Annotated in this window: 23 protein-coding genes; 12 read left to right on the plus strand and 11 right to left on the minus strand. The window is 40.0% G+C overall.

Features of this window, described 5'->3' with window-relative positions; all coding sequences use genetic code 11:
- Positions 1-25 precede the first annotated feature (25 nt).
- From IBX42_RS02780 to IBX42_RS02825, 10 genes are all read left to right on the plus strand, one after another.
- Positions 26-712 (plus strand): cytochrome c, encoded by a 687-nt coding sequence (locus IBX42_RS02780; protein ID WP_294928470.1) that lies wholly within the window; start codon positions 26-28, stop codon positions 710-712.
- Entirely contained in the window at positions 702-2,126 is a 1,425-nt protein-coding gene (locus IBX42_RS02785) for a cbb3-type cytochrome c oxidase subunit I (RefSeq protein WP_294928473.1), read from the plus strand. The genes IBX42_RS02780 and IBX42_RS02785 overlap by 11 nt, the downstream gene beginning before the upstream one ends.
- Before the next feature lie 10 nt (positions 2,127-2,136).
- The gene (locus tag IBX42_RS02790; protein ID WP_294928476.1) at positions 2,137-2,289 is read left to right on the plus strand and encodes a hypothetical protein; all 153 of its coding nucleotides are present in this window, start codon (positions 2,137-2,139) and stop codon (positions 2,287-2,289) included.
- A gap of 65 nt (positions 2,290-2,354) precedes the next feature.
- Entirely contained in the window at positions 2,355-3,998 is a 1,644-nt protein-coding gene (locus IBX42_RS02795) for a nitrite reductase (protein ID WP_294928479.1), read from the plus strand.
- 202 nt (positions 3,999-4,200) lie between these two features.
- The gene (locus tag IBX42_RS02800) at positions 4,201-4,506 is read left to right on the plus strand and encodes a cytochrome c (RefSeq protein WP_294928482.1); all 306 of its coding nucleotides are present in this window, start codon (positions 4,201-4,203) and stop codon (positions 4,504-4,506) included.
- Complete coding sequence (locus IBX42_RS02805) at positions 4,507-5,628, plus strand: radical SAM protein (protein ID WP_294928485.1); 1,122 nt, start codon at positions 4,507-4,509, stop codon at positions 5,626-5,628.
- Positions 5,628-6,767, plus strand: a complete 1,140-nt coding sequence (locus IBX42_RS02810; RefSeq protein WP_294928488.1) for a cytochrome D1 domain-containing protein — start codon at positions 5,628-5,630, stop codon at positions 6,765-6,767. Before IBX42_RS02805 ends, IBX42_RS02810 begins: the two co-directional genes overlap by 1 nt.
- Positions 6,767-7,507 (plus strand): uroporphyrinogen-III C-methyltransferase, encoded by a 741-nt coding sequence (gene cobA / locus IBX42_RS02815; RefSeq protein ID WP_294928491.1) that lies wholly within the window; start codon positions 6,767-6,769, stop codon positions 7,505-7,507. Before IBX42_RS02810 ends, cobA begins: the two co-directional genes overlap by 1 nt.
- Positions 7,500-9,026, plus strand: a complete 1,527-nt coding sequence (locus tag IBX42_RS02820; protein WP_294928494.1) for an ATP-binding protein — start codon at positions 7,500-7,502, stop codon at positions 9,024-9,026. Before cobA ends, IBX42_RS02820 begins: the two co-directional genes overlap by 8 nt.
- Complete coding sequence (locus IBX42_RS02825; RefSeq protein ID WP_294928497.1) at positions 9,016-9,705, plus strand: response regulator transcription factor; 690 nt, start codon at positions 9,016-9,018, stop codon at positions 9,703-9,705. The genes IBX42_RS02820 and IBX42_RS02825 overlap by 11 nt, the downstream gene beginning before the upstream one ends.
- A 15-nt stretch (positions 9,706-9,720) precedes the next feature.
- On the opposite strand, the gene IBX42_RS02830 is transcribed toward IBX42_RS02825, so the two are convergent.
- From IBX42_RS02830 to IBX42_RS02880, 11 genes are read right to left on the minus strand one after another with little or no spacing between them, the layout of a single operon-like run.
- Complete coding sequence (locus IBX42_RS02830; RefSeq protein ID WP_294928500.1) at positions 9,721-10,422, minus strand: tetratricopeptide repeat protein; 702 nt, start codon at positions 10,420-10,422, stop codon at positions 9,721-9,723.
- A gap of 29 nt (positions 10,423-10,451) precedes the next feature.
- Positions 10,452-11,675, minus strand: a complete 1,224-nt coding sequence (locus IBX42_RS02835) for a dicarboxylate/amino acid:cation symporter (protein WP_294928503.1) — start codon at positions 11,673-11,675, stop codon at positions 10,452-10,454.
- Positions 11,676-11,688: 13 nt separating this feature from the next.
- Positions 11,689-13,017 (minus strand): magnesium transporter, encoded by a 1,329-nt coding sequence (gene mgtE, locus IBX42_RS02840; protein ID WP_294928507.1) that lies wholly within the window; start codon positions 13,015-13,017, stop codon positions 11,689-11,691.
- Between the two features lie 12 nt (positions 13,018-13,029).
- The gene (locus IBX42_RS02845; protein WP_294928510.1) at positions 13,030-13,554 is read right to left on the minus strand and encodes a YceI family protein; all 525 of its coding nucleotides are present in this window, start codon (positions 13,552-13,554) and stop codon (positions 13,030-13,032) included.
- Between the two features lie 48 nt (positions 13,555-13,602).
- Positions 13,603-14,511 (minus strand): hypothetical protein, encoded by a 909-nt coding sequence (locus tag IBX42_RS02850; RefSeq protein ID WP_294928513.1) that lies wholly within the window; start codon positions 14,509-14,511, stop codon positions 13,603-13,605.
- On the minus strand, positions 14,508-16,049 hold the full coding sequence (locus IBX42_RS02855; RefSeq protein WP_294928516.1) for a hypothetical protein: 1,542 nt from the start codon (positions 16,047-16,049) through the stop codon (positions 14,508-14,510). Before IBX42_RS02855 ends, IBX42_RS02850 begins: the two co-directional genes overlap by 4 nt.
- The gene (locus IBX42_RS02860; RefSeq protein WP_294928520.1) at positions 16,033-16,656 is read right to left on the minus strand and encodes an ABC transporter ATP-binding protein; all 624 of its coding nucleotides are present in this window, start codon (positions 16,654-16,656) and stop codon (positions 16,033-16,035) included. Before IBX42_RS02860 ends, IBX42_RS02855 begins: the two co-directional genes overlap by 17 nt.
- Positions 16,653-17,726, minus strand: coding sequence for an ABC transporter permease (locus tag IBX42_RS02865; RefSeq protein WP_294928523.1), 1,074 nt, complete (start codon positions 17,724-17,726; stop codon positions 16,653-16,655). Before IBX42_RS02865 ends, IBX42_RS02860 begins: the two co-directional genes overlap by 4 nt.
- Entirely contained in the window at positions 17,723-18,193 is a 471-nt protein-coding gene (locus tag IBX42_RS02870) for a hypothetical protein (RefSeq protein WP_294928526.1), read from the minus strand. The genes IBX42_RS02865 and IBX42_RS02870 overlap by 4 nt, the downstream gene beginning before the upstream one ends.
- A 43-nt stretch (positions 18,194-18,236) precedes the next feature.
- The gene (locus IBX42_RS02875) at positions 18,237-18,983 is read right to left on the minus strand and encodes a metallophosphoesterase (protein ID WP_294928529.1); all 747 of its coding nucleotides are present in this window, start codon (positions 18,981-18,983) and stop codon (positions 18,237-18,239) included.
- An 11-nt stretch (positions 18,984-18,994) separates the two neighbouring features.
- Positions 18,995-19,651, minus strand: coding sequence for a DUF3313 family protein (locus IBX42_RS02880; protein WP_294928532.1), 657 nt, complete (start codon positions 19,649-19,651; stop codon positions 18,995-18,997).
- Positions 19,652-19,938: 287 nt separating this feature from the next.
- Here IBX42_RS02880 and IBX42_RS02885 point away from each other — a divergent pair, with 287 nt between their 5' ends.
- Entirely contained in the window at positions 19,939-20,529 is a 591-nt protein-coding gene (locus tag IBX42_RS02885; RefSeq protein ID WP_294928535.1) for a hypothetical protein, read from the plus strand.
- Between the two features lie 58 nt (positions 20,530-20,587).
- Positions 20,588-21,034, plus strand: a complete 447-nt coding sequence (locus IBX42_RS02890) for a DUF3015 family protein (RefSeq protein ID WP_294928538.1) — start codon at positions 20,588-20,590, stop codon at positions 21,032-21,034.
- Positions 21,035-21,059 lie beyond the last annotated feature (25 nt).

The raw sequence follows: 21,059 nt of genomic DNA on the forward strand, positions 1-21,059 counted from the left end.
GACCCATAATTTATAGGAGGGTATAGTGGCAAAAAAATCCGTATGGAGTGACAATCGCTTCTGGCAACGTTCAGCAGGATGGGTTACAGGTTTCGCATCGATGCTTCTTATTTGGTTAACGTTTGATACGATACCGCAAATAATGTTAGGCTCAGATGAGGATTTACAACAAGGCGTAACAAAGAGGGTTCCAGGACCTACTGTTATTAATTATAAAATTACTTATGAAATGGACACAAAACGTGGCCATGAAATTCCAGTAATTGGTGGTGCAAATGCAGAAGGAAGATCATCTTTTCAAGAAAAAGAGACATTCTTTGGAAGAGATGACTGGAGCGAAGAAGAGGCTGCGGGGCTGCTTCACCTAGGTAAATTAGGCTCACAAACTAAAAACTGTATGAACTGTCATACTCTTCTTGGAAACGGTGCATACTATGCTCCAGACTTAACAAAGGCTTGGTTAGATCCAGCATGGGGTCCTAATGGTCCAATGCAAGCTATGACAGGCAAAAATACAAAAGAAGAAGCAATGGCGGAATTTTTACAATTCCCATCTCAATATCCTACTCATGCGCGTATGATGCCAAACCTTGGTATTACTCCTGAAGAGGCTAAGGGTTTAGTTGCTTTCTTAAAACATATGTCATCAATAGATACAAATGGTTTCCCAAGAAACTTTGGAAAAATAGAAGGAGCAGTACATGGTAAATAGTCATTTAAAATATGAATCAAAACAATTAGCGACATGGTATTTTACTTTTGCTGCAATTATTTTTGGTGCACAACTACTTTTTGGTTTAGTTGCTGCTACACAATATGTAATGCCGGGGTTCCTGTTTGAAATCGTGGACTTCTCTGTTGCTAGAATGATACACATCAATGCGCTTATTGTATGGATGGTATTTGCGATGATCGGTTCAGTTTATTGGTTACTACCGGATGAGACAGGTATCGAGACTGTAGGTATTGGCTTAGGGAAAGTGCTTTTCTGGGCTTTTGCTGCCTCTATCGTTGTTGTTGTTCTTGTTTACCTAATAGTTCAAGTTGGACCAGCAGATGAGACATCTCTTTGGCTAATACATGAAGGTCGTGAGTATATCGAAGCACCTCGTTGGGCTGACATCGCTATCGTTGTTGTTGTTCTTGGTTTTATCTATAACCTTTATGCAACAGGAATGAAAGGTAACCGTTCAGGTATCGTTACTGTACTTATGGCTGACATGCTAGCGTTCGCCGGTATCTACTTAGCAGGTATGGGTTATACTGATAACATCTCTGTTGATCAATTCTGGTGGTGGTGGGTTATTCACCTTTGGGTTGAAGCTACTTGGGAAGTTTTCGTAGGTTCGCTTGCTGCTTATGGTCTAATCACTATGATTGGTGCGCACCGTAAAGTTGTTGAGATGTGGTTATGGATTGAAGTAGCAATGCTATTTGGTTCAGGTATCCTTGGTATGGGTCACCACTACTTCTGGATCGGTACACCTGAGTACTGGTGGGAAATTGGAGCACTATTCTCTGCACTAGAACCGTTGCCGCTTGTTGCTATGTTTATCCACGTTCTTTATGACTGGGGAAAAATGCAAGGTGAAGAGAGTGCAAAGGGTCTGGAAACTTCTGTTATTGCAAATAAACCTGCGTTTACTTGGTTTGTTCTTAATGCAATCGGTAACTTCCTAGGTGCTGGTGTTTGGGGATTCTTCCACACATTTCCACAAGTTAACCTTTATACACACGGTACACAGTTTACGTCGGCACACGGACACTTAGCGTTCTTTGGAGCTTATGCAACACTTCTTATCGGTATGTTCTACCTTGCAGTTCAAGGTAAAAACGGTATAAAAATAATGAATGCAACAAAGAAATCAATCTGGGCAACTAGTATGATTTTCGGAGGCGTTCTTGGTATGACTGCCGCTCTTACACTTTCTGGATATGTTCAAGTTCTTGTCTCTCGTGCACAATGGGGTGCTACTTGGGAAGGTTACTTTGCAGGTCAAGCAAGTATATGGTTTACGCAAGGTATGGATTGGAGACTTATTATGGGTGTTGTTACATTCTTAGGTTTCTTTGTTCTAATCGCAGACTTATTGAGTATCGGCAAAGCTACTCATCACAAACGTTAAGGAGAAAGTTATGTTTGAACCATTTGTAGATGTAGTTCCAAGTTTCTTTGGTTGGTTAAACCAAGGTCCCTTGACTCTAACAATTTTTTTACATACTGTTATCGTACTTCCAATGTTTTGGATTTACAAGCAAGAGAAAGCTCGTTTAGAGCAAGAGGGTTAATTTAACAATTAGTCGTGCAGGGCCTTCGGGCCCGCATATTCGTCTATTTTAGAAGGAGAAATAAAATGAGATTAGATAAATTAGTTATGTCAGTTGCTGCAATGGCAGTAGTAGGTTCGGGTATGGTTGTCCAAGCGTCTAGCAAGATGGATGTAGAGTTGGTTTTTGAAAAAGAGTGTCAAGGCTGTCACGGTCCTAACCTAGAGGGTGGTGTTGGTTCTGATTTACGTCCTGCGGTTACTGCTAAGAAAAACGCTTATGAGCTCGCAGAAGTTATTTTAAACGGTAAAGCTGGTACAGCTATGCCTCAATTTAAAGATAAATTTACTAAAGACGATGCTGATAAGATGGTTGATTATATTCAGCACTTTAAGGGAAGAGTAATCAAGCAGCTTACTCTTGAGACAGTAAAAGAGGGATGGAAGCCGTTAAACGACAGAATGAAATTCTTTACTGAGTATCCAAACGCAGTTGATGTTAAGAAAAACACAGACATCTGTTTCGTAACTGAGCGTGATGCTGAGCGTGTTGCATTCGTTGATGGTACAAGCGGTAAGATCCTATCTAAGCACCCTGCAGGTTTTGCTGTTCACGTAACAGTTACAAACAAGCGTCAGCCTCGTTATGCTTACTCAATCTCTCGTTCAGGTCTAGTAACAATGTTCGACCTTAACACTCCGGGTCAGCAAAAAATTGCTGAGTGTCAAGTTGGTTCTGACTCTCGTGGTCTTGCAGTATCTCCAGATGGTAAATACCTAATGGCCGGCAACTATGTTCCAGGCGGTGCTGTACTTATGGATGCTATGACTCTTGAGCCGTTAAAAGTTTATCCTACATCAAGTGTTATCAAGCCAAACGGTGATATCGATTCATCTCGTGTAGCCGGTATCTTTGACACTCCGTACGGTCCTTACTTTGCATTTGCACTAAAAGACGGTGGTCACGTTTATATCGTAGATTACTCTAAGCCAAATTTCCCAATCGTTGGAGATATTCCAAACATTGGTGATATTCTTCATGATGGTTTCTTAAATGAAGGTAAACAGATTGGTCGTTACCTATTTATTGCTTCTCAAGGAAGTGACGTTGTCGGTGTTGTAGACTTTAAAACTAAATCATTAGTAACAAAAATCTACACAGGTCCTGCATCTAAGCCACACCCAGGTCAAGGTTCTTCTTGGTTTAATGAAGGTTTAGGAGAGCAACTTGGTGCTACTGTTAACATGAACTTAGGTCAAGTAACTATCTGGGATAGCAGCTTTGATGTTATTCGTCAGATTCCAATCGGCGGCGGTGGACTATTTATCGGTACATCTGAGCACACTCCGTTCCTATGGGCTGACAACGTTCTTGGTTCAAGCGATGTTTGGAATCAAGTTCACTTGATCAACAAGCAGACTCTTGAAGTTGACAGAATTATCACTGTTGGTACAAAGGAAGGTACAGTAATAGATCCTGTAACTCACAAAGTGCTATACAAGTGGGATGTTCCGACTGTAAAAGATGACAAAGGTAACGCTATCGTTCCTAGAATTCTTCACGCTGAGCCTGCTAACCACGGTTACTGGACTATGATTTCTGAGTGGAATGCTGGTCGCATCGGTATCTATGAAGCAAAAACAGGTAAGTTTGTTAAATACATCACTGGTTTAATAACTCCTACGTTTACTTACTCAATCGAGCACAGACAAACTATTCCAGGTGCATAATTTGCACCTTCTCTCCCTCGTGGAGAGAAAACTTTTTTTATATTAACAATTAAGTTCTTCAACTAAAGTACTCATAAGCTATAAAAATATATAAAGCTTCTCAGCTATACAATAACTATATAAAATTAATAATTTTGACAATTATAAGCCAAAGTTCAAGCTTGATTTAGCTAGAATAATATATAAACGTAAAGAGACAATTATGAAAAAAAGTATACTAATATCGCTCGCTTTAACGTCTTTTTTATCTGCAAACGAAATGGATGGAAAAGAGGTTTTTGAAATGTACTGCTGGGGATGTCATCATCAGATTTCTGAAGCGTTTGGTCCATCCTTTACAGAGATTGCTTCCAAGCGCTCTTATGAGGAGATACAAGCCTATATTTTAGATCCTGAGTCAATGTATAAAGCGTTTGGATATAAACGCACAGTGATGACAAAATTAAAGCTAACAGACAAAGAGAGAGAAGCTATTGCAAAATATGTTCTCTCATACAAAGGTAAATAAATGTTTAGATTATCAAACCTCATATCTTCAGTTGTTGAGGGTAAGCCTGAGAGAGTACTGGATGGTTCTATTGCGATATGGAACTTCACAAACCGCTGTAACCTCTCATGTCTTCACTGCTACTCGAAATCAACACTTGATGAAGTGGATACACTAACAACTGAGCAGATTAAAAAAACTATTTTAGAGATGAAAGCGAACGGAGTCAAGTTTATTATCTTCTCAGGAGGAGAGCCACTCACAAGAAAAGATCTCTTTGAGATTGCCGATTTTTGCAAAGAAAACGGCATTATTACCTACCTCTCAAGCAACGGTCTCTACTTCACAAAAGGAAATATACAGCGCATAGTAAGCACGTTCAACTATGTCGGTGTGAGCATAGACGGTGATGAGCCTACGCATGACTATTTCAGAGGACTCAAGGGTGCATTTAAAGAGACGCTTAAAGCTGTGCAACTTGCAAATGCAACAGGGGCTAAAGTCGGCATACGCTTTACAATGACAAAAGATACCATTAACTCTCTAGAGTATATTTTTGACCTTGCCCAAAAAGAGAATATTCCAAAAATCTATATATCTCACCTTGTCTACTCAGGGCGTGGGCTTGATAATCTAAAAATGGATCTATCAAAAGAGCAAAGAAGAGAGGCTATGGAGTTTATAATTGATAAAGCTTTTGAGTACTACGAAACAGGAAGAGATATAGAGATAGTAACAGGAAATATGGAGCAGGATGCAATCCTATTTTTAAATAGATTTGCCCAAAAATATCCTCATCTTAAAGAGACAATGAGAGAGCGTCTTGTCTCTTGGGGCGGCAACAGTGCGGGACGCAAGCTCTTAAACATAAACAGCGAGGGCGACGTAAGACCTGACCCATTCTTCCCTCTAACAGTCGGGAACATAACAAAGCAGGATTTCGGGGAGATTTGGCAAAGCGGTGAACTGCTAGATCAGTTAAGAGTTCATCCTAGACGTCAGATAAGCGGCATCTGCGCAGAGTGTGAGCAGATAGATATTTGTAACGGCGGCTCTAGATCAAGAGCCTACGCTATTACCGGTGATTTATGGAGCGAAGATCCATCATGCTACCTAAGTGAACAAGAGAGAAGGAAAGATTAATGAAAATAAGTAAAACAGTAGTAGGCATCTCCCTTCTGGCGGCGATGTTTATAAACGTTCACGCCAAAGGACTAAACCCGATACTCGCAGAGCTAAGAGGAAACGATAAGCTTTTTGTTGTTGAGAGAGAGAGCAGTTCGCTTGCTATTATTGAGCAAGGGCTAACGAGAAACCATATGGAGGGGATGCACGACATGAATCACGGCGTTGTAAAATTTTATGACAACGACGGATATGTCATCTCCCGTGACGGATATATTATAAAGTTTGACCCTATTGAAGAGAAGATTCTCAAAGAGTTTAAAACAAGCGATAGTGCAATCGGCTTTACTGTAACTAAGAACTACATCGCTGTTGCAAACTACGCAAAAAAGAGTGTTGATATTTTAGATAGAGATTTAAACCCTATTAAGTCGTTTGAAACCGGTTCAAAAAATGTCGGGATTAAACAGTATAAGAACTACTTGGTTTTCTCTCAGATGGATAATGATAAAATCACAGTACTAAAAGATAAAAATGAGGGCAAAGGGCTGCCTGACTTTGAGATATACAAAGAGTTTGAAGATGTCGGTGTTATGCCCTTTGACGCTATGATAAAAAACAACCATTTTATTACCGGATTTTTTAAAAGTGACTTTTTCGGCGTTGTTGATCTCGACACAATGACATACTCAAAAATCGATATTTTACTTGAAGACAGAAAGCCCGTACTTAAAGTTCCGCACTTTGGCTTTTGGAGCATAAGTGACGGGCATGTTTTTATACCGGCTGTCGGCAACAACAAGGTTCTTGTTTATACTCCTGATTTTAAATTTGTAAAAAACATCGAAACAGAGGGACTTCCTGTCTTTACTACTCTTAGTCCTGATCAAAAATATATGGCAGTAACGTTTAGCGGCGATAAATTTCCTGTTGTACAGATCATAGACACAAAAACTCTAGAGGTTATAAAAAGATTTGAGTTTGACGGAAAAGTGCTACATGCGAGATGGTCCAACCTTAGACCAAATCTCTATATATCCGTAAATGATACAAACAAAGTTGCCGTTATTAATACAAAAGAGTGGTATCTCGCTCGTGAGATGTATAATGTTAAAAAACCGTCTGGTTTATTTATTTACGGAGAGGAAAGAAAATAATGGGGAAAGTCTACTTAACCGGTGCAGGACCGGGAGATATTGAGCTATTGACTCTAAAGGCGCTTAGGGTTATCAAAGAGGCAGATGTGGTTATTTATGACCGTTTGGCAAACCCTGATATTTTAAAAGAGGCGAAAAGCGGTTGTGAATTTGTCTATGTTGGAAAAGAGGATGGCAGACATATCATGCCTCAGGATGACATTAACGAAGTAATCTATCAAAATTCACTCAAATATGAGAATGTGGTTCGTCTTAAAGGTGGAGATCCGTTTGTTTTTGGACGCGGCGGAGAAGAGGCGCTTTATCTGCATGAAAGAGGCATTAGATTTGAAGTAATCCCGGGTATTACATCTTCAATCAGTGCTCCGGCATATGCCGGTATTCCTGTTACACATCGCGGTGTTGCGGTTAGCTTTAGAGTTGTAACGGGACATGAGTCTCCTCATAAAAAAGAGTCCCAGATTCCATGGGAGACCTTTAAAACAGATGATACTATCGTCTTTTTGATGGGGCTTCACAATCTTCCTAAAATATCTAGAAAACTTATTCAAATCGGAAAATCTGAGGATTATCCGTGTGCTGTAATATCCAAAGGAACAACCAAAGATCAGATTGTTGTTGTAGGCACGCTCAAAGATATCGTAGAGAAAACAAAAGATTTGCCTACGCCGGCGCTTATTGTTGTTGGAAAAGTCGTTGAACTTAGAAAACAGTTAGATTGGTTTGAGGGAAATGTCTAATCTCCAAAATACCTCCGAAGCGGTTTTAATCGCACCAAATATCTACTGGGTCGGTATGCATCTAAAAAACGACCCATTTCAATGTCATCCATACCTCATCAAAAACGGCAATGAGTCAATTCTAATCGATCCCGGCTCCATGCTTGAGTTTAGCGAGACAGTTAGAAAAGTAAAAACGATTATGGAGATGAGCTCTATAAAATACATTGTCCTTCATCATCAAGATCCGGATCTTGCTGCAGCAGTGCCGGAGATAGAGAAGCTTATAAACAGAGCTGACCTCCGGATCGTAACACACTCCAGAATGTCTCTTCTGATAAAGCACTATCTTGTTACTTCAAGCTATTACGAGATTGATAAAAATGAGTATCAGCTCCTTACCTCCAGCGGATTTAAGCTTGAATTTTTAACCACTCCATACTGCCACTCTCCAGGAGCATTTGTCAGCTATGAGCCTGTTTCAAAAACTCTTTTCTCAGGCGACATATTTGGGGGAATCGAGGAGTCTTGGGATTTTTATGCAGATGAGAGCTATTTTTTTAAAGCCAAGCGGTTTCATGAGGAGTATATGCCTAGCAAGGATATATTTAACTACTCACTTAGTAAAATTGAGAAGCTTGACCTTGAGATGATAGCTCCCCAGCACGGCTCAATTATAGAGAAAAAATATATTCCCCAGTTGATAGAAGATATGAAAAATCTTGACTGCGGGCTCTATATAGAGGAAAAATATAACCAAGAACTCATCGACACCATAGAAGAGCTAAAGAGAAAAGAGCAGTCTCTAAGAGAGAGAAACCTGATGCTCTCAGAGCAGTCAAAAAGAGCAGAAATTGGAGAGATGATAGGCAACATTGCTCATCAGTGGCGCCAGCCTTTGGCAATCATAAACACATCACTGGCAATCCTAAAAGAGAAAAATAGAGCGGATATGCTAAGCAAGGATGAGATTGCAGAGAAGCTAGAGAAGATGGAGAAGAGAGTAATCTATATGTCTGAGACCATAGAGGATTTTATGAGCTACTACACCCCGGAGAGGGAAAAGGCTTACTTTAACGTAAGTGAAGCGGTAGAGAAGGCGATTGATATAGTAAACCTTAAGTCAAATGAGCGAGATATACATCTAGAACTGCTGTTGCATAGCAAATATAAGGTTTACGGGCTTATGAATGAGTTTGTGCAGGTAGTCGTATCTATTTTATCAAATATCAACGATTTAATTACCATAAGAGAGGTTAGAGATCCTGCTGTGAGCATCTCGCTCTATGATGAGGATGGGTATATTGTTCTCTCTATCAAAGATAATTGCGGAGGAGTTGATGAAAAAAACCTAAGTAAAATATTTGATCCCTACTTTACTACAAAGCACAAATCAATAGGCACCGGACTGGGTCTGCATATCGCGAAGATGATTGTAGAAGAGAACATGAGCGGTGTGCTCGGTGCAAAAAATATCTACTCTCCAAAAGACGAAAAAATTGGAGCAGAATTCACCATAAAGATAAAAAATGAAAGCTGAAAAAATCAAAGACATATCTATTTTACTGGCAGAAGATGAGACGGAGTTGCGTGAGACTTTATCTGAATATCTACAACTATTCTTCAGCAGAGTCTATACGGCATCGTGCGGAAATGAGGCGTATGATATATATAAGCAAAAAAGTCCCGATATTATTTTAACCGATATAAACATGCCGAACCTTGACGGTTTAGAGATGATTGCGAAAATAAGAAAAGATGACAAAGAGACGAAAATAATAGTAATAAGCGCTCATTCAGATCAAGAGAAACTGCTCCAAGCAGTAAAACTTCATCTTGAAGCGTATCTTATTAAACCGATAAAAACAGATACTCTTAAAAAAATGCTCTTTGACACGGTTGAGCTTATAAGAAAAACTTCCCACCGCGTCTATGTAAACGAGACCACATATTGGGATTACGACACAAGTACTCTGTGGAAAAACGCTAAAGAGATAAAACTTAGAAAGATGGAGAGTCTTCTCTTGAGGCTTCTCTTCTCAGAACCAAACCGCTGTTTTTCTGCCCAAGAGATATTCGAGGCTCTTCATGAAGGCAAAGAGAATAAAGAGTTCTCTTCACATGCCATAACATCTCTTATGAAGCGCATTAGAATGAAGCTACCAGGGGAGTTGATTCACAATATATACGGGTTTGGCTATAAAATCATTCTTACTTAAGAGTTTTAAATACTCTTAATATTTATGCAGCTCATATTTTTTATACAACTCTTTTGCCTCTTCGTTTCCGGCATCTATCGCCTTTTGTGCCCACTCTCTGGCTTTTGAGAACTTCTCTTGGTTGCAGTATATCTCTGCTAGAAGATAGTAAGCTGCCTCATCGCCCTCTGCCGCATTTTTTTCAAGCCACTTAGACGCTTCATCAAACTTTAAAAGCTGCATATAGATACGTCCTATATTTTGCTCGGCTATCTTATGCCCTGAAGCTGCGGCACTCTCTAAGAGCTCTGCTGATTTTGTAACGTTTGCATCAACACCGTCGCCTCTGTAGTACATAAGCGCTAAATCATACTGTGCATTGGCACTCTTTTGCTCTGAAGCTTTGCTAAGTAGCTCAAATGCCCTTTTGCTGTCCTGCTCTACGTTATCGCCTCGCAGATAAAACATTCCCAGATCATACTGCGCATTTGCGTTGCCGCTGTTTGCGGATCTCTCAAGCCACTCTATTGATTTTTGCATATCTTTTTTTGTGCCTAAACCATTTGCGTAGAGATAACTAAGCGCACTCTGTGCCACCGCATCGCCATCTTTTGCATTTTTCTCATAAATCTCAAACGCCTTCTTGTAATCACTCTTTTTAAAAGCCTCCAAAGCCGCCACATTATCGGCATGCAGATTTAAAAACAACAAAAATCCAACAACTATAAATTTAAACATTTCCCTATCCTTCTTATTTCAATACGCTATTATACACTCGGCTTTTTAATCTTTTGCAACTGATCTACAATTTTTACAACAACAAGATCGGATGTAACATTTATGGATGTTCTAGCCATATCCAAAATCCTGTCAACTGCTACTATCAAAGCAATATACTCAACAGCCAAACCGAGCTGATTTAAGATTACGACCATCATAACAAGCGATGCACTCGGGAGCGCTGCAACCCCGACACTAAGTGCAACAACGGTTACTCCAAGCCAAAGCTGATCTGCAAAACTTAGATCGACTCCTGCCAGATGAGATATATAAAGCACTGCCACTGTTAGGTATGCGGCAGTTCCGTCCATGGAGACGGTAGCACCCAAAGGAAGCACAAAAGAGGCGTTTTTCTTATCAACGCCTCCGACCTCCTCTACAACACGCATCGATACAGGCAGAGTTGCCGTACTTGATGCGGTAGAAAAAGCCATAATCGGCGCTTCGCGTACGTTGCTGAGATATCTAAATGGATTTACGCGTCCAAAAAAAGCCAAAACCGCAGGCAGAGTTATAAGAAGATGGATAAGCAAAACAGAGAGAACCATCAACACATACTTCCAAAGACCAATTATTACCTGGGCTCCCTGCTCGGCTATAACATACGAGATTAGGCTAAAGACGCCTATTGGCGTTAGCTTAATAACCCACTCCGCCATTATAAGTATTGCATTTGTAACCGCCGTAAAAAAATCCAACACCAGCTGCTTTCTCTCCTCTTTAAGATGCAGCGAAGCTACGCCAAAGAGAGCGGAAAAAACAATAATCTGCATCATAGAGCCGTTACTTAGAGCATGAAATATATTTGTCGGGATAAAACTCAGAATCATAGAGCCAAAAGAGAGAGGTGCTATTTCAGAAGCCTTAGCATACTCAAGTCCATGAGCAGATACCGCTTCTCCGATTGGAATCATATTCATTGCCAAAATAGCCGTAAAAACGGCAAGTGCCGTTGTGAAAATATAGAGCGCGATAGTTCTAAGTCCGATGCTCTTAAGCGTATGCAGGCTTCCAAGCCCCACGATTGAAACATAGATACTTGAGAAGACAAGAGGGACTACGAGCATCTTTAAAAAACTTATAAAAATCTGACCTATTACCTGCTGTTTTAACGCCAGTTGAGGCAGAAAAACCCCAAAAAGAACCCCAAGCACTATGCCTAAGAGAACCAGTCTATTTGTTGTGGAGTACTTTTTGATTTTTTCTATCATCTGTTCAAAAACTCTACAACAAAATATATGTTGCAAGTGCTAAAAAGCTGAAAAATCCCACAACATCCGTTACCGTTGTTATAATAACAGTGCTTCCTATAGCAGGGTCGATATCCATTCTTTTAAGAAAAAGGGGAACAGCCGCTCCAAAGAGACCCGCCATAAAAAGGTTTATTACCATACTAAGGGCAATTACGACGCCAAGCATATTTATCTTGAACCAAACCGCTGCCACAATCCCCATAACAACCGCGAAAATAACTCCATTCATCAAAGAGATTAAAACCTCTTTTTTAATAATACGCATAGCATCACCCTGTGAAATTCCTCCAAGAGCGAGCTGTCTCACAACAACAGTAAGACTCTGCGTTCCCGCATTTCCGCCCATTGAAGCGACGATGGGCATTAAAACGGCAAGGGCTACCATGCTCTGGAGAGTATCTGCAAAAAAGCCTATAACTATGGAAGCAAATATGGCAGTGAAGAGGTTGAGCCCAAGCCAAGAGGCTCTTTTCTTACCCGCTCTAAATATCTCGTCATACTCCTCTGCATCATCGTCTACTCCGGCAAGATGGTACATCTGCTCCGTTGCATGTTCGTTGATAATATCATAGATATCATCCGAAGTTATACGCCCAAGCAAAACTCCGTACGCATTGACAATCGGCATAACAGAGAGGTCATACTCTTCAAAATAGTGAACGACATCTTTAATGTTCTCTCTATCCTCTGCTTTTTTTGGCTCAAAACTATCTTCGCTCTGCTCTATGTTTTTTATTAGAGTTTTGTCAAAATCAAAGACAAGCAAATCATCCAAGCCTACCGTAAAGAGAAGTTTTTTATCGTTACCGATAATAAAGAGATTTTGTATATTTTCTATCTCTTTAGCTTTTCTAAGCTCAGCAAACCTTCTTATGACGTCATGTACAATCTCCTCTTTATATGCAGTGAAAATTTCAAGCTGCATATAGGCGCCGGCATCATCCTCGTCGTAAGTCTGAAGTTTGATAATCTCCTTTCTATCATCTTCATCAAGCGTATCAAAAACCTTAGAAGCTACACTCTCATCAACCTCTTGAAGCTCATGCATAAAGTCAACTTGGTCATCCGACTCAAGCGCAGATACCGCATCACGAAGCTCCTCAATGCTAAAGTTCTCTACAACATCGTCAAAATATCTATCAGGAAGAGCAAGAGCAACATCACCGATAAGATCTTTTGGTACGAGTTTCAGAGCTGCGGCAAATTCACTATCATCGAGCTGCTTGAGTATCTTTGCTATATCGGAGGGGTGAATCTCGCTTAGCTCATGGGCATTTAAATACTCTTGCAATTTATTCATAAAGTAGTTATCTTAAAATGTAGCTTTTATTAAAAGATCAACCTGATCACGCACACACATAAACATCATGCAAGGCATCTCAATCCCGTAATCGCTCATTAAAATCATCGAATTTGCCTCTATAACCAAGCTGCCATCTATCGTTGTTATTTTAGCATCTGCGCTCAACTCTCTTTTTTCTCCGTGAAAATCAAGCGTGCCGTTGATAACATAACCATCCTCTTTCTCTGTTTTTACTATACTCGATATTGTGTAGGTAGCAAAAGCAAATTTATCCGATTGAATCTCTTTATACATGCTCTTATCTCTGTCGCTCTTATCACTTGTAAAAAGAGTTGTCTCAACCCAAAACTTACCATTAATAGTAGTAATATCGTTGTTCTCTATGGTTAAATCCGCCTTGAGATAGTTATTTACAGGGTCAATGGTGCTATCCATCATCATCTCTGTGTGTGCTGCGACATAGCCGCTTTTCAACTCTAAGTTAATCGCAAAGAGGGGGAGTGCTAAAAGCAACATCGTAAATATTTTTTTCATCATAAATCCTTATTATTAAATTGGTACAATTTTAGCATATATTTTGCTTTAATGCAGAGCTCTTGAGAGAGCAACCGCCAAACCAAGACCTGATGCCATCCAACCGACAAATATCATCATAAATGCGAGTTTCGTTATGCTCGCTTCTTTGCTAAGAGTTCTAAATACGACCACGTTGTAGTAGGAGATGGTAAAAGGGTAGAACATAGCAAGAAGAAGTGGAAGCTCCAAATATGAGAGTGTATAGCTAGACGCAAAAATAAGAGCTATAAAAATATGCTTTTTTGTTTTTGATATGTTGATGAAATATGCACCGACTAATCCCAAGAGGTGAAATGCGATGATTGTAAAAGTGTACTGCGACCAGATATCTATGTTTGAGTGTCTGGAGAGAGTCTCAAAAAGATTTGAATCCAAAAATATCCATAACATCAAAGGGAGATATTGAAGATATGGGTGTGAAACCTCTTTCTCATCCGTCTCGACCATATAGTCTCTAAGCACAAAAGCGCTAAAAAGCGCAATTGCGCTAAAGCCGACTGCCATATATACTCTGTTATCGGCATCATAGGTGAAAAAATATGTGCCGATTGTGTATGCTATCGCAAGAGCGAAAAGGAGCTCTTTTTGCTGTTTTGCTTTAAATAGATAGATCCCAAGCGGAGCCATAACACCGACTGAGAGACCAAGCAGAATAAGTGTAAAACTGTTGTAGTCAGGGTATAGAGTCGACAAAAGCAGCTGCAGACCAAGAGCAACCATTATCTTATGTATAGGATTGCTGATTTTACCCCATGAAAAACCGCCCAGAATAGTCCCTGTCACTCCGCCGACAAACATCGGAAAGAGTGTCACAATATCTGAGTTGTAGTGCTCGGCAACGCCCGTCTGGACTATCAAGAGATAGAAACAGAGCTCAAATCCAAGAAGTAAAACAAGAGCTAAAGAGTGGATCATAAGCGGCTTCTAAAGATGAGATATAAAAGAGCGTAAGAGATGTCGTAAAAACCTACAAGAAGCCCAAGTGCGTCTATCGTCCCAAGGTAAAAGAGAGATAAAAAAACACTCCCCGTAATAAGACGAGCAATTGAGGTAAAATAGGCAAAAAGATGCCCCTCTTTGGTTATTCCAACAAGATGTAAAATTCCCACAAAGCCCATAAAACCAAATACCAAATAGTAGTAAGGCGTAAAATGTAACCCTAAAAACTCAAACAGTATTGGAGCTGATAAAAAGAGTATCAATGCGCCCAGACCATCAGATGCAAAACCGTTTAGATGGTATAGCCCAAGCGGAGAGGGTTTTGAAATCTTTATCTTTTTTACAATAAAATAGATAATTCCAATAACCGCTAAAATACCGCCCAAGAGACGAATCTGCCACATGGATATGACATCAATCGCAAAAATTTCTGCTTCATCAAAACCTGCCAGCGTGAGAGAGATAAAAATAACCCCGATAACAAGAAGCCAAAAGTGCATAAACCTCTCGGGCAGTTTGTAGAAATATTTCAACACGCTAAGAGACATAAAAAATATTCCAAGCCCAATGGCGACATGAGCATGTGCGACTATCAAATCGTTTCTATGAAACGGCCAGCGGATTTCTGGGATAAAAAGGATATTGCCCTGAATCATCACAAACAAAAATGCCCAGATGGAGATGACCAGATAAGGCGTGGATTTCAGAGTAATCTTTGCATCCATGCACCACTTTATAAGCAGCGGGGCGTAGGCAAAAGTTAGCCACTGATAAACCCACTCTTCATTGTATGAAAGCTCTCCTCTAAAAATGCGCGTGGCAACCGAGAGAGCGTATCCGACGAGCGGAAGAATCCAAAAGATGTGCCATTTAGCGACAAACTCCTCTTTTGCATGCAGCTTTATCATAAGATAAAAGAGCGGAATCAGCGTAAAACTCATACCCAGAGTATTGTCCCCGTGAGGTCCTATAAGCGTTTTTTCAACCTGTCCGTAAGTCGGATTCATTAGAACAATAAGTGCCAAAGGTGCCACAAAAAGAAGAGCTTTTGAAACTTTTACCCAAAGAGGCGCAACCTCATACTGTTTTATGGTTTTAAAGATTGCAATAATATAAAAAATACCCGAAGCCGCAAGTATAAAGTTAAGTTCGTACGCAAAATCATAAAACGGCAGACCTCTTTGAACTCCCAAAGAGATAGAGAGAACCGCCATAAATAAAAAAAGATGCCACAACAAAAAGTAGTTTCTTAAGGGCTCTACTGCAGCGCTTAAATCCAGCTTCTCTTTCGCAAAGAGCGCAAAGGGAAGTAGGGAGAGAGCGAGCATAATCGGACCGTATAGCATCAGCGTAATATGAAGGGAGCGCGCGGTTGAAGCATTTAATAGGGTATTGTCTAAAGAGGAAAATCCCAACATCTGTGCCGCATATATAACACCCGCTGTAATAGAGCCTAAAAATATAAAAGCCCAAATAGGGATAACCGAATCTATTAATCTATAAAATTTGTCCATCTTTTAGCCTGATAATTTGAGTTGCATAATTTTCTATCTGCATGTCATGAGAGGCGACAACTACCGTAGTGCCACGCTTTACCGCTTGGGCTAAAAGTCCATAGACTATTTGAGAGTTTTTTGAGTCAAGACTACCGGTGGGCTCATCCGCAAAGATGATTTTTGGTTCGTTCACAAGAGCGCGGGCAAGTGCCACGCGTTGTCTCTGCCCGCCGGAAATCTCATTTGGATAACGTGAGGAGAGCTCTAAAATACCTAGTTCTTCAAGTATCTTCTCTATATTTTGTTTCTTATCTTCGAGTGCTGCAAGAGCTATATTTTCATAAACGCTTAAATAGTTTATAAGGTAGTGAAACTGAAAAACAAACCCCACCTTGCTTTGACGGAAATAGTCTATATTTTTGATTTTTTCAACCGACTCACCATCTATTAAAAGCTCTCCGCTTGAGGGTTTTAGCAGGGTTGAGAGAATGGAGAGAAGTGTTGATTTTCCGCTTCCGCTCTCTCCGCTTAAAAAGAGAAATTCGCCGCTCTTTATCTCGAACGAAAGGTCAAAAAGAACCTGCTCTGCGCCGTAAAAGTGAGAAACATGTGACGCTTGTATCATGCACATCCTTGATTTATCAGAAGTATCGGGTCCGTTTTAGAGGCAATCCACGCTGGTATCAGTGAGCCCAAAAGAGCCATAAAAATCGTTGAGGCAAAAACATACAGCGCGGTTGAGAGCGATAGTGTTCCGTTTACATAGCCCTGAAGCATCTCAATATGCGGAAGCATAGCCAAAATGCCAAGACTCAGAAGAAGCGCAAATATATAGGCAGAAATACTCATAATAAGTGTTTCAAAAAAGAGATTTTTAATGATAAAAAGGCGGCTCTTGCCGAGTGCGCGCATGATTCCAAACTCCTCTTTGCGAGAGTTTACAATCATGCTCATAACCGAGGCAATTCCCATGAGTCCCATAGCAAAAGCGAGCGTTGAGATAACAAGGGATGAGTTCTCAATGATTTTAAACTGGTTATACTCTTTTACAAAAGTCTGTGTCGTCTTTACCTCGACCTCACTGCTTAACTCGGATATTTTTCCAACAATGGCATCTATCTCGCTTGGAGAGGAGGATGAGACCAAGAGAAAAGATGCCGAGCGGTTAAAAAGCTTGCCCGCATCTCTTATATTCATAACAACACCGCCCTCTTCAAAGCCTATTTCACTGCTGTAAACACCCGATATTGTAAATTTCTTATTTCCTATATTGATCTCTTTTACAACAAACTGTTTTGCAAGATTCTCACCGAGTATAACCTCTCCCTCTTTTGGATAAACTCCCTCCGCAAGCTTGTAGTGAGGAAAATGGTTTGCGGTCGTACCGTAAATCCCCGCAATGGGTATATGCCCAATAGGAGAGGCGCCGACAATCATAGCATAGCTTGAAGAGACATGCGGCAGTGCATCTATCTTTTGAATAAGCGCAATATCTACGTTTGAAAAAAATGTATCCGAGATCCCTTTTTGTGTGACAATGATATCGCCGTCCGTATTAATCATCTTAGAGTACATCCCGATTACGCCCTGAGATACGGAGCTGATGAGAAAAATCGCCATGACGGCGATGGTAATAGATGAGAATATTAGAAGGGTTTTAAAAGAATTTTTGCTGAGTGCTTTGAGTGAAATCACTTCTCAATCGCCATTTTTAACTCTTCTTTTGTCGAGATAAACGATATCTCTTTGATTTTTGACTCTTCTATATGCAGAAGAGTGATTTTTTGCTCTTTGTTTGGAACTGCGTTTTGGAACTTTTCTCCATAATGCAGGTATATTAGATGTTTATACTTTTGTAGTTTTGGCAGGGCAAACATATTCGTAATTAACGAGGGCATCTTGTTTATGTCCGCTATAAATACAGAGTTGTTTTTTGGCAGATAAAAAGGGCTCTGAGTATTGAGATATTCGTTAACCAAAGCTCCCGTATCTTTTTCAAAAGCGACTATTACCAACTTGGTCTTTTTGGGTATTTTCATTTGGCGCCCCATCGGCGTCTCATATTTAAAGCTATCCAGCATATTAAGCGGAGAGGTTATAGTAAGCGGGGCTGCACCTAAAATCGCGACACTAAGAGTTAAAGCGGTTAAAAATCTGTTCATTTTTTTCCTTGAATAGTTAAGATAAAATTATACTATCGATATGTTAATTGATGGTAAAAACAGGTATTTCGGCTGCAACTCTATATCTTACCCTGACGCCCCAGTACCCAAGCCCTCTAGATACATATAGAAGCGTATTTCTATATCTGTAAAGCCCTGAAATATAGGGTTGAAAATATTTAACGACAATGCTAAAAGGGTATATCTGCCCGCCATGCGTATGTCCGCTTAGTTGTAAATCTATGCGAAAATCTTCCACATGAGCTATATCTTTTGGCTGATGAGTAAGCAGTATAGTAGAGAGTTTTGGGTCTAATCTACCAAAGAGCTCTTTTATAGGTCGTTTTATCCCTCTTACAAAACCGTATCTATCACTAAGTCCCACCAACTGCACAACAGAGCCCTTCAGTGCTATCTCCGCTATCTTGTTGTCAAGACAATGAACTCCGACACTCTCCATAACCGACTCTAGATCTTTTGGACCATAAACGATATCGTGATTGCCGGTCACATAGTAAGATGGCGCTTCAAGCTCTCTAAAACACTCTAGCTGCTCTTTTACATTTAGCGCGGAAGTTTGAAGTATATCTCCGCTAAAGAGCACAAGATCAGGCTTAAGAGCATTTGTTTTTTTGACAAGATTTTCAAGATACCGAACCCCAACATCTTTACTAAGATGCAAATCTGAGAGCAAAATTATGCGAAGCCCGTTTAAAGAGCTGCAAAATGAATCGCTCTGAATCGCTATCTCATCAAAGGGAAAATATTTCCAGCCTATCTGAAGAGACACTCTTGCCTAGCCTAGTTTTGAAAATGTTTTACTGTAAGCTCTATCCACTTATCAAGAGCGGGTTTAATATTTTCAAACTTCAGAGTCTCGTCATCTAAGATGATTTTTTCATCTTTGATAATCTCCATGCTCTCAAACATACTCTCGCCTGTTGTAGCATCAACAATACGCTTCTCGCCCAAAATTCTGACATTTCCATCGGCATAAGAGTTGTATGATGTTACCGTCACATCCATTGCGATAGGCGAAAATTGGTTCCACTTCTTATCGTCAAAATGAACCTCAACTGCAGAGATTGCAGACTCCAAAACAATAGTATCCTGCTCTTTCATATCTACAACTTTAAAGTTGCTGTTTTTTTGAATCTCACTTTTATATCCCTCTGTTACATACTCGGATATCTTTTTATAAAGCATTGTTTGAGGATCACTCTGCTGTGCTTCAGGAATCGTCGCTATTACCTGAGCAGGAGAGATTAAAACTGTTTTGTGCTTTGAGATCTCATACTCTTTAAAACTCTTCGTAGCACTAAGTCCATCGGAACTCTTAAGTTGTGTATAGTCATTAAAAAAGCCGCTGTTCTTAGCCGCTACACTCTTGCCTGCACAGCCGTTTATTAAAAATGCAAAAGCGATTAGTGCTACAGTAAATGTTGTTGATAGTTTCAAATTAATCCTTTATTTAAAACAGCGTGTCTCTACTGTTTTTTGTAATAATATCATTTTAGATTATAAACTGACCTTACGCACTTTTGTAAAAAAGTTTGTAGAACACCTTATAATTCTCGAAAAAGATACTTTTTCGTAGCTTTAGGGGGTTGTAGGGACATTTGTCCCTGCCACTAAAATGGACGCGTTCGTTTTAGTGCGTAACATCAATTATAGACTTTACCTATTTTAATAAATTATGATATTATTATTGCTATAAACTTAGAGTAGCGCTAAAGGCTTGCACAATGAAACACCTAAAACTAATCGTCGGCTTACTTCTAATAGCTCTCATATTTTCTGGATTTTGGTCGGGAAAGAGCAAAAGAGAGATACGCGAAGAGAACAGGCTTGAGAGAGTAGATCGTATCATTGCCAGCAACCAAACAATGCAACTGCTCTATAAATATGCACCTGAGGCTAGAAAAATTGTGCTCCGCTCTTACGGATATGCAACATTTAGTAACGTCGGAGTAAATCTAGTTCTCTTCTCGGCAGAGGGCGGAAAAGGGATGGCACATAACAACAGGACAGGTATCAACACCTACATGAACATGGCGTCCGGCGGCTTAGGGCTTGGGCTTGGAGTTAAAGATTTTAGAGCTGTTTTTCTCTTTGAGAACAAAAGAGCTTATGACACTTTTGTAAACTCTGGCTGGGAAGCAAACGCGCAAGCAGATGCTGCTGCAAAGTATGAAGAGAGCGGCGGCTCACTTAATGCGGCAATCACTGTTGCTCCAGGCGTAAGACTCTATAAACTAACACAAAACGGCTTAGCGCTTCAAGCTACTGTTCAAGGAACAAAATATTGGAAAGATGCAGAACTTAACAAAAACTAATTTTTAGTTAAGCTAATAAATCTTACAATAGTTTGATCTTAAAATAAAAGGAAGTTCAATGAAAAAAATTCTAGTTAGTCTTGCGGCAGTTATAGCACTAAGCTCATCTGCAATGGCAGGCGTAAACTCTCAGACTGGTTGTGGTCTTGGTTCTATGATTATCAAAGATGATTCAACAGCTGTGTTATTGGCTCTTCAAGCTACGACAAACGGTACTTCAGGCAACCAGACATTCGGTATAACTTCAGGAACTTTGGGTTGCCAAAAAACTCAATTTGTAATGAATGGACAAGCTGAAGAGTTTGTTGCTTCAAATATGGATCAACTTGCTAAAGAGATAGCAATCGGACATGGAGAGAGCATCGATACGTTGGCAGAACTTTTAGAGGTATCCGACCAAGCTACTTTCTCTGCATCTCTACAAGAGAACTACAACAAAATTTACACTAGCCAAGATGTAAAAATGGCTGATGTACTTGACAATATCTCTACAACAACTCTTTAAAAAAAGTCAAAATCAAACGAATTTT

Origin of the sequence: Sulfurimonas sp., from assembly GCF_014859695.1 — a bacterium.
Lineage (GTDB): Bacteria > Campylobacterota > Campylobacteria > Campylobacterales > Sulfurimonadaceae > Sulfurimonas.